The sequence below is a fragment of the Mongoliitalea sp. genome (genome assembly GCF_054166905.1).
Map to the genome: position 1 here is coordinate 1 of NZ_JBSZCK010000038.1, position 12,627 is coordinate 12,627.

Below are 12,627 nucleotides of genomic sequence, written 5' to 3' on the forward strand. Positions count from 1 at the left end.
TCCAACAGGAAAATACGCCATTGCTGCAATCAAAGCAGCTGAGAAAATGAACTTCTTCATGTGAAATAAATTTTGATAATGATAAAAAACTGGCCAGTAAGACTTCACTCGAAATCCTGCTACTAAATTATTATTATTATTATTATTATTTGCAAACTAATTAACTAATTTTTTTTGGAAAAGATGAGGAATTTCTATTTGGGAGGAAACTTTGCGATTGAAAAGATTAAACTATGGAAATCTTGTACCTTTGTATCCGATTATTAGCTACTCTATGAAATTACAGGACATCTATATTTATCCCATCAAGTCCTTGGGGGGCATTCGATTGGAGGAGGCGGTTTTGGAGGAGCGGGGTTTTCGCTACGATAGACGATGGATGGTGGTGGATAGAGAAGGGATGTTTATCACTCAAAGAACGCACCCGATCTTGGCATTGCTTCAAGTGGAGCTGGTAGCGGATGGACTAATGGTGTTTCATAAGCAGTATCCCGAGCAGCGCATCGTTGTTCCTTTTCTGCCATTGACCCAACGATTCATGCGTGTGACAATCTGGGAGGATACCGTGGAGGGACAAGTTGTCCAAGAGGAGGTGAGTGCCTGGTTCCAACAAATCTTAGGATTGGACTGCGAGTTGGTTTGTATGCCGCTCAGCACGCAGCGGAAATTGAAGGAGAAATATGCGGTGAATGGAGAGTCTGTCAGTTTTGCCGATGGGATGCCTTACCTGATCATTGGGCAGGAGTCTTTGAATGATTTGAATGACAGGCTCGAGAAACCAGTTCCTATGGATCGCTTCCGTCCAAATTTGGTGTTTAGTGGAGGAACTCCTTTTGTCGAGGATCAGTGGAAAGAAATTCGCATAGGCGATGCACGGTTCAAAGTAACCAAACCTTGTGCCCGCTGTGTCTTGACCACTGTGGACCAAGCTACTGCCGAAAAAAGCAAGGAACCCTTAAAGACCCTTGCAACCTATCGTACGTTCAATAATAATGTCATGTTTGGGCAAAATATGTTATTGCTTGTGGGGGAAAAGGTGAGAGTGGGAGATGACTTGGAGGTAGTCTTTTAGGTTTATTTAGACACAGATTTAGAAGATGTTCACGGATTAGTTCAGATGTTCCTGTTTACAGATTCCTTAATTATTGAAGCGTAGATTCCTTTTGGAATTGAAAAAAATCTACCTCTCTTGACTTCATATTTCTAACTTAAAAAAAAGCCCTCTGAAGCTATATCAGAAGGCTTTAATTTTTTTATTTGGGGTATTTTCAAAAACTAAACCCAGTTGCCAGTCTGTAAAAGGATTCATTTCCCTCATAGAAGTCTTTCCCAAAGGTAAATCGTACAAATGCGCCACCCTTTGGATTTTTGAATTGAATATAGGGTCCCAACCATTCGAGTTCGGTTGCCGGAGCCTCAATATTGGAGCCTCCTGTGTTGATTAGCTTCTCATAATGGGCCCCGAAGGAAAAAAAATCAGAAGCTCTGAAACCAAAGTTGGCTAAATAGTGAAGGTAAGAAAGTGTAGTGCCTCCCATAGGTGCTTCGTTTCTTAAGGGAGCGTAGTACCAAATTGCGGCTTCTCCTTCAGTTTTTGCCTTTTTCAGCGTGACAGTGAGATTAGGAACAATACCATCTCCCAAAATACCCGGTCCGTCAGCCCCTTTGGAAAGTAAGCTGCCTCCCAAAACACCAATTTGAGGGCTCACGTAAATGCCTTTAGCAGGTTCAAAACCTACGCCTACACCAAACTCGGTCCAATTACCCCAAGCAGCTCCTTCACCACCTGCCCATAGAATTCCATAAAATGTAAAGTCTAGTTTGCTGTTAAGTTTGTATGCTCCAGAGAAATAGGGATAGAAGCCCCAAAATTGGTCGGAAAACAACTGTACATCCATACTGAACCGATCTTCTTCTTGCGCAGATACTTGGGCAAATGCAGTTGTAAAGTAGCAAACAAATGCCAGACATATTGCTAGTGTGATTTTTGTAAATGTGTTTTTCATTAGGTCTAGTTAAGTGTTTAAGGGGTAATTGATTGTAGTTTTTTAAATTATTCAGATTTCGGGACGCAAAAGTATGATTGAATCAACACAATACACAATTATTTGTTTTTACTGGCAAAAAAAAGCCTGCTGAATTGCATCAACAGGCTTTGAGTCTTTTTTGGATAATTCAATCAGAAGCTAAATCCTGTAGTCAGCTTGAAGAAAGAGTCATTTCCTGCTACTAAGTCAGTTCCGAAAGAGAATCGTGCAAAAGCACCTCCTTTGGGGTTACTGAACTGTACATATGGACCTAACCACTGATAGACATCCGTAGCTTCTGATATCTCTGATCCACCTGTATTTACCAAATGCTCAAAGTGAGCACCTACTGAGAAAAATTCGGTTGCTTTGATACCGAAGTTTGCCCAATAGTGCAGATATGACAAGGTGGTTCCACCTACAGGAGCTTCATTTCTTAAAGGTGCATAAAAGCCTGCATAAATTTCACCCTCTGTTTTGGCTTTATCTAGTCCAATTGTCAGGTTTGGTACAAGACCATCCCCAAAGATACCTGCGCCTACAGCACCTTTTGAGAGTAAGCTACCTCCTAAAATACCAATCTGTGGGCTGACACTGATCCCTTCTGCAGGTTCAAAGCCAACACCGACACCAAACTCAGTCCAGTTTCCCCAGCCTCCGCCAGTACCACCGGACCATAAGATGCCGTAAAAGGTGAAATCCAAACTACTCGTTAGACTGTAAGAACCAGAGAAGAAAGGGTAAAACCCAAAGAACTGGTCGGAGTTGAGGGTTACATCCATATTGAAGCGACTCTCTTCTTGGGCTATTACTTGCTGAGAACTCATTCCCAAATAGCAAACAAACGTGAGTGCGGCCGCAGCCGTGATTTTTGTAATCTTGTTTTTCATAAGTTTAATAGGTTGTGTGAAAATTGGTTAAAAAAGAAGCCAGAAAAATCATTTTTTGATAATAATTCTGATTTCTTGGTGTTAAAATTAACTACTAAAATCAAAAATGCAACAAAATATTATTTCGAATGTAAAAAAATTAACTTCAAGCCTGTTTTATTGTAAATAATGCAATAACTCACAAATCCCGTTGAATACTTGTTTAGAGGGGTTTTTGTGGTTCAAAATCTTATGGAGGAAGGGCGATAATTCGCCGAATAAAAAATTGATAAAAAATAAAAAAGAGCGCTTTTGGCGCTCTCTGTATTAGAAGTTTTTCACAGTTTCTATAAAAACCTTGACTTTGTCAGGGCTGATGTCAGGATATACCCCATGTCCTAAGTTAGCAATATGGCGCGTGCCTTTGAATTGCTCTAGCATCAATCGGGTAGCAGCCTCCACTTCCCGGTTGCTACCATATAAAGCTGCCGGATCCAAATTTCCCTGGAGAGTTTTGTCTGGGCCAATCATTGCTCGAGATTCGGCAATACCCATGTTCCAATCAAGGCCAATAGTTTGGCAGTCTAACTTACCCATAGCCTCTCTTGCAAAGAAGGCTCCTTTGGCAAAAACTGTTTTTGGGACTGTTTGAATGGCATCACAGATTTGTGCGATGTATTTCAAGGAAAACTCTTCGTAATGATTGGGAGGAAGGATACCCGCCCAGCTATCAAATAACTGTACCAAATCAGCTCCAGCCTCAATCTGTGCTTTCAAATAGTTGATGGTACTATCGGTGATCATTTGAAGAAGTTGGTGCGAAAACTCAGGTTGCGTGTACAACATGGCACGGGCCTTAGAGAAGGTCTTACTGCCAGAACCTTCTATCATGTATGCAAAGATAGTCCATGGAGCACCAGCAAAGCCTATCAATGGTACTCTTCCATTCAACGCTTTTTTGGTGATTTTAATGGCTTCAATAACATAACTTAGGTCGTCTACCCCATCAGCAATCCGTAACTTCTTTAAATCATTCGCTGATTGAACTGTTTCTGGAAACAATGGGCCTCTTTTTTCAACCATTTCGTAGGGTAAACCCATGGCCTCTGGAATAACTAAGATGTCTGAAAATATGATGGCAGCATCTACCCCCAAAATATCCACCGGTTGGATGGTGACTTCAGCCGCCAATTCCGGAGTTTGTGCCAATTCAATAAATCCACTGACAGATTCTCTTACCGCTCGGTATTCAGGTAAAATTCTTCCAGCCTGTCTCATCAACCAAACGGGAGTTCTTTCCACCGGTTGACCGAGGGCTGCTCGTATCAATAAGTCGTTTTTCAATTGCATGTTGCAAAGATAGTTCAGTAAAATATTATTTGGCTTATACGGGAAAAGAAAAGTCCTGGGTTTGCCAGGACTTTTCTTTTTTTGATGTTTTCAAAAGATTATTGTCGGAATTTGACAACATCTTCTTCTGTTTTGCCAAGAAATTCCATTACTGCATGATAATCCGTCAAATCAAGTCTTGCATTGGCAAAATCTGCTGGAATGATAGCTATTCTGAAAATTTGATTTCTGGAGAAATCCGTTGGTACTTGGTTCAATGGGAAATTAGCCTCTAAAAAGAAACTGAAGTCGAACCTAGTGAAGTCGAAATTATAAATCATGATTCCATTTTGAAGAAAAATGGTTTGTGGTAGCGGTCTCCAAATATCTACTCCGTTATCAACTTGCCAAAGGATAAATGAGGCGATTTTATCGGAAGGTTCAATTGGGCGAGTAAACTCAAATACTTCCCGATAACCGTTGGCAGCAGTGAAGTTTACGTTTTCAATTTCAAATACTTCAGATAGGATGTTGATTCCTGGTTGGCCGGGTGCACCTTGGGGGCCTTGTGGCCCTGGAATCCCCGGAGGTCCCATAGGTCCTGAACACGATTGAATTCCTGCGAATCCTCCTAGAACGAACAGGATGGCTAATAATTTTCTCATATGGATAGCTTTTGGTAGTTAATGAATGAAAACGACTATGGGCAAGTTTTGGTTGCTTAAAAATTTTACCACTCCAAATCTGTACCAAATTTTCTATGTTATTTGAGAGGAGCCATAACTTCCACATGGTCAGGACTTATAATTTTATCTATAAAAATCCCTTCTAAATCCAATCCGTTTTCTTCTGCGAAGGACCGAATTTTCTTTTTCACTCGCTCAGGCCCAGGCATTACGAAGCGATTGGCCTGAATCGTAGCGACGATAAATGATTTTTCTTCGAAATTAAGTCTATCCCAATCCCCAATAAATGCGGGTAGTTCAGTATCCAATCCAATGTAAACTTCCATAGTATCCAATTTTCCAGCGGGCTCGATCAAATAAATGGTATGCAGCCGGGCTTCTGGGCTTGCCTCTTGAACTTCTTGGATATCTTTAAAAGCCTTGGCTAATTTGCGGTCTTGTGGTGTTCCCCTGTAATACACACCAGAAAGTGTCAGATCAAGTGTTTGTATTTCTAGATTGACAGGATTGAACCCTCCTAATTGATAGAATCCGATAAAGCCAACGCTTATCAGGAATAACACAGCAAATATGAGTAACTTTTTTTTCATTGAAATTAGAATAAATATCGGATACCAATCCCTCCTTGCAGTCGTAAATGTCCAAATCTATCCAAAACCTCCATGAAAAGACCGATTTCTGCAAATACACTGATAGGCAAATCATTGAAATAGTATTCCGCTCCTCCAAATGCTTCTGCACCGAAATCAATATTGGTTCGATCATCTCTGAACACGGCCGCTGAGATACTTGGGTCTGTATAGGCATAACTTACGCCTATGGATCGCAATTGTGCACCTGCACCTGCGTATGCCAGTAAATAGCCTTCTCCTATATTTAGATCATCGGTAATGTCTTCGTGAAGCATTCCTCTTAAGCTCAGGGAAAATCCACTTGATGCCGCATGGGAAGCATAGAATGCATTGGGGGTAGCTGGGTTTCTGTCAAAAGCCCTTCTGTAATAATTGGAAGAATTAGGACTGCCTCTTCCGATCATTGCTTCCAATGCAAACTGATCATCCAAGAATTTTTTATAGGTAATGGTCAAAGGCTCACCTAATCGTAACCCGACACCATCCTCTTGTGCAAAGCCTAAAAAGGGGACAATTAAGAAGGCCAACAAAAGAATCTTTTTCATAAAATATATTGGTTTAGTTTAAATCTGCTGATTTCAACGCACAAAATTAATGCACGTTTTTAAATTGCCATGGATTTTAATTGCATCTGATGCAATTGGGCGTAGTATCCACCTTGTTGAAGAAGGTATTCATGTGTGCCTACTTCCTTGATTTCTCCCTGATGCAACACAATAATTTTGTGTGCTTTTTGAATGGTCGACAATCGATGAGCAATTACAATCGACGTTCTTCCTTTCATCATTTTATCTATAGCTTTTTGGATCATTTCCTCAGTCTCGGTATCTACCGAAGAAGTAGCCTCATCCAAAATGATAATCTCAGGATTGTAGACCATGGCCCTTACAAATGAAATTAACTGGCGTTGTCCCACAGAAAGCGTGGCTCCTCGCTCCATCACATTGTAATCCAATCCTCCAGGCAATCGCTCAATGAATTTTTTTGCACCTACCAAGGTAGCGGCTTTCATGACATCTTCTCTCGAGATATTTGGGTTTCCGAGGGTGATGTTGTAATAAATTGTATCAGAGAACAGGAACACATCCTGTAAGACCACCCCAATGTGTTTGCGAAGTGTGTCCAATTCAAACTCACGGATGTCGGTGTTATCAATTTTAATGCTTCCTTTATTGATTTCGTAGAATCGGCTAATCAGATTGATGATGCTGGATTTTCCTGCACCGGTAGCACCTACTAAGGCTACTGTCTCACCGTGCTTGACATCGAAATTGATGTTTTTCAATACCCATTCTTCATCATTATAAGCAAACCAAACATTCTCCAACTGTATATTCCCCTTGATTTTGGCAGGCTTATGAGTGCCCTCATTCGGGATTTGTTCTTTGCTTTCCAATAATTTGAAGATTCGGGAAGAACTCACTACACCTAATTGAAGAGTATTGTAACGGTCTGCGATCATTCGGATAGGCCTGAAAAACAGTTGCAAGTACATGATAAAGGAAATCAGTACCCCAACTTTGATATCTGCATCAAATACGCCTGTTGCACCATACCACACCACCAAACCAATACCGATTGCTTGGATGATTTCTGCTACCGGGAAGTAAATGGAGTAGTACAAAACAGATTTGATATGCGCTTTCCGGTGCTCGCGGTTGATGTCCTTGAATTTTTCATATTCCCGTTGCTCCCGATTGAAAATCTGTACGATATTCATCCCGGTGATGTGCTCCTGCAAAAAGGAATTGAGGTTAGAAACGGCATTCCGTACGTCATTGAATGCCACCTTAATTTTCTCTTTGAAAATATAAGTGGAAATAATCAGGAGTGGTAGTGTACATAAAGAAACCAACGTCAACCTCCAGTCAATATAGAACATTACAGCAAGGATGGTAATCAATTGAAGCAAATCTCCAATGATAGCTGCCAGCCCTTCCGAAAAAACATCGGCGAGCGTTTCAATATCTGAGATATTTCTGGTTACCAGTCGACCGATTGGAGTATTATCAAAAAACTTCAGACGCATTTTCAATAAATGCCTGTACAATTTGATCCGGATATCTTTGATGATCACCTGCCCAATCCAGCCTGAAAGATATGTATGGGCAAACTGTACGATTGCTTGTAGAATTAATAAAAAAATCAGAAGATAGATAATACGCACTAAACCTTCCCCGTCTCCAACAGCTACGTAATCGTCTATGGCGACCTGTATGAAATAAGGACGGGTAGGCGCCAATACGGCCAAACCTATGGTCAAGAATACCAATAAATAAAATTGCACTTTGTACGGTTGTACGAAGCGATAGAGTTTCTTTAATACTTCGGTGTCTATAATCTCACCGCTTTTGACATTCTCTTTTTCGAGGCTCAAAACGTTACTTGTCTAAATGAAGATACTTTCCGGGTAACTCACCTTGCACAGGTATAAACCTTGTGCCGGTGCGGCTGCCTTCGCTTCTTTTCTATTTTTACTTTCAATAATTCTTCTGAAATCCTGCGTACTAAGCTTGCCTGTACCGACTTCTACCAAGGTTCCCACAATCGCACGGACCATTCCTCTCAAAAACCTGTTCGCTGATATGTTAAATAACAATTCCTGTCCATTTTGTTCCCACTTGGCCTCAAATAGTTGACATAAAAAAGTATTGACATCCGTATGGACCTTACTGAAGGATTCAAAATCAGTATACTCCATCAGGATTGCAGAGGCTTCATTCAATTTTTCAATGTCCAAAGCCTTGTAGAATAACCAATGAGAATCTTTGAAGAAAGGGCTTTTAGTTAATGTGATTTTATAAATGTAGCTCCGAGAGATGGCATCAAAACGGGCATGAGCATCCGGCTTTACTGCATGCAAATCATATACAGCGATTTCAGGAGGGAGGATCCCATTGATCTTTTTCAGAAATTCAGATTTTTCCAGCGTGACAGGGCTGTCGAAATGCGCAAATTGCTGGGTTGCGTGTACACCGGTATCTGTTCTACCACTTCCCATGATACCGATGGGTGTTTTTAAAAGGGTGCTTAGTCCTTTTTCCAAAGCCTCCTGCACCGTGTACGCATTGTTTTGAATCTGCCATCCATGGTAATTTTTGCCATCGTAGGCCAATTCAATAAAGTATCGATTCATTTCCCCCATAACTGCCTGCAAAGATACTATTCCCAAGCAATTTTGCAGTAAGAGATTGGCATTCCTTGCGATTGAGCTATTTACCTTTTTACTTTGTCAAAATTATACACGCATCATGATACAAAGAATTCAAACAGTATTCCTGTTTTTAGTGGCTGTTGCCATGGTTTTGGTAGTCACTTTTCCTATTTGGCAACAAGTCAATGTTGGTCAGACAGAATTGGCATCCATGGACGCTTGGAGCCTTTCAGTCAAAGTTATAGAGACAGACGAAGTACTGACATCCACCAGTGTGTTTTATATAGGTTTATTGGCTTTGGTAGTGGCTGGAATGGCGATTTTCAGTTTGCTTCAATTTAAAAACCGTAGCAAACAAATGTTGATCAACATGATTAATTCCTTGTTGATGGCAGTGACGTTAGGGTTAGTGGTATACACGACTTACTCCTTCAATGCAGAATTTAACCCACAAGCAAATGGGGCTTTTGTCTTAGGTTTTTGGGCAATTATAGGCGGGATGATTATGAACATCTTAGCCAATCGCTTTATTCGAAAAGATGAGCTATTGGTTCGCTCAGTGGATAGAATCCGTTAATTTGAAAGTTTATATCAGAAGCCAGTTTAACCGCTGGCTTTTTTTATTTTTAAAAAAATATTGAAATCATGAATATCGAAACCATTGCGATCCATGCGGGGAATATCGTCACTGATAGCCACCAACCGGCGGTCATGCCCATCACGCTATCCACTACTTTTCAGCATCAGGAAGATTCGCTGATTTATTCCAGGGCTAACAATCCCAATAGGATGGCTTTGGAGCAGGTGCTCACTCAGTTGGAATTTGGAGAAGATGCAGCAGCTTTTTCCTCTGGGAATGCGGCTGGAATGGCGGTCTTTCAAGCGTTGGAGCCTGGATCTCATGTGATAGCGCCGGATGATATGTACCATGGGTTGAGAAATCAATTGGTCAATATTTTTAAGGGAGTCTTGTCGGTGAGTTTTGTGGATATGGGTAATGTAGAGGCCGTTGCAGCAGCTTTCCGCCCAGAGACTGTGTTGGTCTGGATAGAGACACCGTCCAATCCTTTGTTAAAAATCGCACCCATCGAGGCCATCACCCGCTTGGCAAAGAATCATTCCTGCATAGTCGTCTGCGACAATACTTTTGCCACACCGATTTTTCAGAATCCATTGAAGTTGGGTGCGGATATAGTCATGCATTCTACGACCAAGTATTTGGGCGGCCATTCGGATATTTTGGGAGGTGCATTGGTAACGAAACAAAAAGATGCATTTTGGGAACGAGTGAGGATGATCCAACATACAGGAGGGGCCGTTCCTTCTCCATTTGATTGCTACTTTTTATGTAGAAGTATCAAAACCCTGCCTTATCGCATGAGAGCACATGCCGCCAATGGGAAAGCAATTGCATCCTATTTAGACACTCATCCAATGGTTGAGAAAGTCTATTACCCAGGATTACCCAGTCACGTCGGTCATCAAATAGCAGCTAATCAAATGAAGGATTTTGGAGGAATGCTTTCCTTCCTGATTAAGGGAGATGCATCTGCAGCGGATAATTTTGTATCCAAATTGCATTATTTCACGAATGCAACAAGCCTTGGTGGGGTAGAATCGCTGATCGAACGTAGGGCAGCTTCTGAGGGGCCCGACAGTCTAACACCCCCTAATTTGATCCGTGTTTCTGTTGGATTGGAGTCTTTGGACGACTTATTACTAGATATGAATCAAGCATTTCAATAAAAAAAAAGGCCCTCTTAGGGCCTTTTTACTGCTTAATCGGGTTGATTGTTAATATTAGGGTGACTACAAGCAACTTTTTTTCATAAGCTATTTACTTGCAAATAAATACAGAAAAATGAATTCTAAAAAAATTTACTTAACTTTTTTTATATACCGCTGTGTTTTTTTTATGTATGGTTGAATAATCTGTTGAAATCACCCTGCCCAGCCTTCTCTATCCAAACTTCTATACTGAATGGCCTCTGCTAAATGTTCCACTTTGATATCTTCGGAGCCCGCCAAATCTGCAATAGTCCTTGAAACTTTCAGAATCCGATCGTAGGCTCTAGCGGATAGACCCAAGCGTTCCATAGCTGTCTTCAGCAATACTTTTCCAGCTTCATTGATTTGACATACCTCTTTGACCAGGTGTGAAGGCATCATGGCATTACAGAAAATATCGGGGTTGTCCTGAAATCGGGTTTGTTGGATTTCTCTCCCTCTGATCACTCGCTCACGAATCATATTGCTAGGCTCAGTTTTTCGAGTGGAGGTCATTTCATCAAACTTCACTGGTGTCACCTCTACGTGTAAATCAATCCGGTCCAAGAGTGGACCACTTACTTTGTTAAGGTAGCGTTGCACGATTCCCGGTCCACAAACACATTCTTTTTCGGGGTGGTTGTAGTAGCCACAAGGACATGGATTCATGCTGGCGATCAGCATAAAGTTAGCGGGGTAATCTACGGAAACCTTAGCCCGAGAGATCGTGACTTTTCGCTCTTCTAGAGGTTGACGCATCACTTCCAACACAGTGCGCTTAAACTCGGGTAGTTCATCCAAAAACAGCACGCCGTTGTGGGAAAGCGATATTTCTCCTGGTTGTGGATTTCCTCCTCCGCCAACAAGCGCCACGTCACTAATCGTATGGTGAGGACTTCTAAAGGGCCTCTGCGCAATCAAAGAAGCATGTTTCCCCAGTTTGCCTGCAACAGAGTGAATCTTGGTAGTTTCTAGAGCTTCCTGTAAGGATAGTGGAGGCAATATGGAGGGTAATCGCTTGGCAAGCATTGTCTTTCCTGCTCCAGGAGGACCAATCATAATAACATTGTGCCCACCTGCTGCAGCAATCTCCATCGCCCGCTTGATATTCTCTTGACCTTGCACATCCGCAAAGTCAAACTCATAGCTCTCCAAAGAGTTGTAGAAAATATCTCGGGTATCGGTAACTAGCGGAGTGATTTTTAATTGGCCCTCCAAAAAGTCGATTGCTTCCCGTAAATTTTGTACCCCAATGATATCCAAATTATTCACGATGGAAGCTTCTGAAGCGTTTTCTTCTGGTAGAATAAATCCTTTAAATCCTCTTTTTCTTGCTTCAATGGCAATCGGGAGGACACCTTTTACTGGTCTCAAAATCCCATCTAAGGAAAGCTCGCCCATGATGACATATTGTTCCAATTCGGAGAAAGTAACTTGTTCAGAGGCTTTCAATATCCCCAAAGCAATGGGTAAATCGTAAGAAGATCCTTCCTTTCGTATATCCGCAGGAGCCAAATTGACTACCATCTTTTGACGGGGCATCCTATATCCGAAATACTTCAAGGCGGACTCTACCCGCTGCTGACTTTCTTTGACAGCACTGTCCGGCAGTCCTACCATAAAAAAACCTGTTCCCTGCCCTACATTCACCTCAATGGTGATCAATTTGGCATCTACACCTGATACAGCACTTCCAAAAGTTTTTGCGACCATAGTTTCAGTGTTTGTGAATAAAAAAAGGAATCCCTTCGGATTCCCCTAAAATTAATCAAATACGATTTATTTTTATAGTTTATTTGAAATTTTGTCGGGGTTTTATTCCTGTATTTTCTTTGTCCCCTTCTTTTTCCTCCAGTTTGCGTTCAATGTTTTTCAATTTTACGCCTTGTTCCAAATCGTATAGCTTAGCCTTCAACTCATTTTTTTCAGCTTCTTTTTTGGATAGTTCACTTTCGGTAGAGTTCTGTACGAGTACCGATGTGCCCCATGCACCCAAAAACAAGATACTTATAAACAGTATAAAGTTGACTACCAATCCACTGGATAATTCCTCAATTCCTAAAAGGCCTTTCGTGGTATTAGAACTTAGGAAAAATACCAAACTTACGCCTAACAATAAGGCAGTCAGTAGGTGCATAATTTTATTGAATTGTTTCATAAAGC

General features: G+C 41.3%; 13 protein-coding genes. 3 read left to right on the forward strand and 10 right to left on the reverse strand.

What is annotated here, in order from left to right:
• Nucleotides 1-274 precede the first annotated feature (274 nt).
• Nucleotides 275-1,072 (forward strand): MOSC domain-containing protein, encoded by a 798-nt coding sequence (locus ACXIUD_RS13920; protein WP_458053254.1) that lies wholly within the window; start codon nt 275-277, stop codon nt 1,070-1,072.
• A 196-nt stretch (nt 1,073-1,268) separates the two neighbouring features.
• Here the strand turns inward: ACXIUD_RS13920 and ACXIUD_RS13925 are convergent, their stop codons facing one another.
• The 8 genes from ACXIUD_RS13925 to truA all read right to left on the reverse strand — a co-directional run bounded on the left by ACXIUD_RS13925 (nt 1,269) and on the right by truA (nt 8,715).
• Nucleotides 1,269-2,006 carry a DUF6733 family protein gene (locus tag ACXIUD_RS13925; RefSeq protein ID WP_458053255.1) on the reverse strand — a complete coding sequence of 246 codons (738 nt, stop codon included), beginning with the start codon at nt 2,004-2,006 and terminating at the stop codon, nt 1,269-1,271.
• A 173-nt stretch (nt 2,007-2,179) separates the two neighbouring features.
• Nucleotides 2,180-2,917: a DUF6733 family protein gene (locus ACXIUD_RS13930; protein ID WP_458053256.1), complete on the reverse strand. Its 738-nt coding sequence runs from the start codon at nt 2,915-2,917 to the stop codon at nt 2,180-2,182.
• A gap of 306 nt (nt 2,918-3,223) precedes the next feature.
• Entirely contained in the window at nt 3,224-4,246 is a 1,023-nt protein-coding gene (hemE, locus tag ACXIUD_RS13935; protein ID WP_458053257.1) for a uroporphyrinogen decarboxylase, read from the reverse strand.
• A gap of 98 nt (nt 4,247-4,344) precedes the next feature.
• Entirely contained in the window at nt 4,345-4,890 is a 546-nt protein-coding gene (locus ACXIUD_RS13940) for a hypothetical protein (protein ID WP_458053258.1), read from the reverse strand.
• Between the two features lie 98 nt (nt 4,891-4,988).
• Entirely contained in the window at nt 4,989-5,501 is a 513-nt protein-coding gene (locus ACXIUD_RS13945) for a hypothetical protein (protein WP_458053259.1), read from the reverse strand.
• Nucleotides 5,502-5,506: 5 nt separating this feature from the next.
• Nucleotides 5,507-6,088 (reverse strand): hypothetical protein, encoded by a 582-nt coding sequence (locus tag ACXIUD_RS13950; RefSeq protein WP_458053260.1) that lies wholly within the window; start codon nt 6,086-6,088, stop codon nt 5,507-5,509.
• A 59-nt stretch (nt 6,089-6,147) separates the two neighbouring features.
• Nucleotides 6,148-7,920: an ABC transporter ATP-binding protein gene (locus ACXIUD_RS13955; RefSeq protein WP_458053261.1), complete on the reverse strand. Its 1,773-nt coding sequence runs from the start codon at nt 7,918-7,920 to the stop codon at nt 6,148-6,150.
• A 12-nt stretch (nt 7,921-7,932) separates the two neighbouring features.
• Nucleotides 7,933-8,715 (reverse strand): tRNA pseudouridine(38-40) synthase TruA, encoded by a 783-nt coding sequence (gene truA, locus ACXIUD_RS13960; protein WP_458053262.1) that lies wholly within the window; start codon nt 8,713-8,715, stop codon nt 7,933-7,935.
• A gap of 79 nt (nt 8,716-8,794) precedes the next feature.
• Here truA and ACXIUD_RS13965 point away from each other — a divergent pair, with 79 nt between their 5' ends.
• Nucleotides 8,795-9,274, forward strand: a complete 480-nt coding sequence (locus tag ACXIUD_RS13965) for a DUF4293 domain-containing protein (protein ID WP_458053263.1) — start codon at nt 8,795-8,797, stop codon at nt 9,272-9,274.
• 68 nt (nt 9,275-9,342) lie between these two features.
• Nucleotides 9,343-10,443, forward strand: a complete 1,101-nt coding sequence (locus tag ACXIUD_RS13970; RefSeq protein WP_458053264.1) for a trans-sulfuration enzyme family protein — start codon at nt 9,343-9,345, stop codon at nt 10,441-10,443.
• Between the two features lie 195 nt (nt 10,444-10,638).
• Here the strand turns inward: ACXIUD_RS13970 and ACXIUD_RS13975 are convergent, their stop codons facing one another.
• Nucleotides 10,639-12,177 carry a YifB family Mg chelatase-like AAA ATPase gene (locus tag ACXIUD_RS13975; protein ID WP_458053265.1) on the reverse strand — a complete coding sequence of 513 codons (1,539 nt, stop codon included), beginning with the start codon at nt 12,175-12,177 and terminating at the stop codon, nt 10,639-10,641.
• Nucleotides 12,178-12,256: 79 nt separating this feature from the next.
• Nucleotides 12,257-12,622, reverse strand: coding sequence for a hypothetical protein (locus tag ACXIUD_RS13980; RefSeq protein ID WP_458053266.1), 366 nt, complete (start codon nt 12,620-12,622; stop codon nt 12,257-12,259).
• Nucleotides 12,623-12,627: the final 5 nt, after the last annotated feature.

What these genes read in the sequence shown, in the direction of transcription:
- ACXIUD_RS13950 (WP_458053260.1), bottom strand. Translation starts at nt 6,088, where the DNA reads ATGAAAAAGATTCTTTTGTTGGCCTTCTTAATTGTCCCCTTTTTAGGC.
- ACXIUD_RS13925 (WP_458053255.1), bottom strand. Translation starts at nt 2,006, where the DNA reads ATGAAAAACACATTTACAAAAATCACACTAGCAATATGTCTGGCATTT.
- ACXIUD_RS13970 (WP_458053264.1), top strand. Translation starts at nt 9,343, where the DNA reads ATGAATATCGAAACCATTGCGATCCATGCGGGGAATATCGTCACTGAT.
- hemE (WP_458053257.1), bottom strand. Translation starts at nt 4,246, where the DNA reads ATGCAATTGAAAAACGACTTATTGATACGAGCAGCCCTCGGTCAACCG.
- ACXIUD_RS13940 (WP_458053258.1), bottom strand. Translation starts at nt 4,890, where the DNA reads ATGAGAAAATTATTAGCCATCCTGTTCGTTCTAGGAGGATTCGCAGGA.
- ACXIUD_RS13930 (WP_458053256.1), bottom strand. Translation starts at nt 2,917, where the DNA reads ATGAAAAACAAGATTACAAAAATCACGGCTGCGGCCGCACTCACGTTT.
- ACXIUD_RS13920 (WP_458053254.1), top strand. Translation starts at nt 275, where the DNA reads ATGAAATTACAGGACATCTATATTTATCCCATCAAGTCCTTGGGGGGC.
- ACXIUD_RS13965 (WP_458053263.1), top strand. Translation starts at nt 8,795, where the DNA reads ATGATACAAAGAATTCAAACAGTATTCCTGTTTTTAGTGGCTGTTGCC.
- ACXIUD_RS13980 (WP_458053266.1), bottom strand. Translation starts at nt 12,622, where the DNA reads ATGAAACAATTCAATAAAATTATGCACCTACTGACTGCCTTATTGTTA.
- ACXIUD_RS13975 (WP_458053265.1), bottom strand. Translation starts at nt 12,177, where the DNA reads ATGGTCGCAAAAACTTTTGGAAGTGCTGTATCAGGTGTAGATGCCAAA.
- ACXIUD_RS13945 (WP_458053259.1), bottom strand. Translation starts at nt 5,501, where the DNA reads ATGAAAAAAAAGTTACTCATATTTGCTGTGTTATTCCTGATAAGCGTT.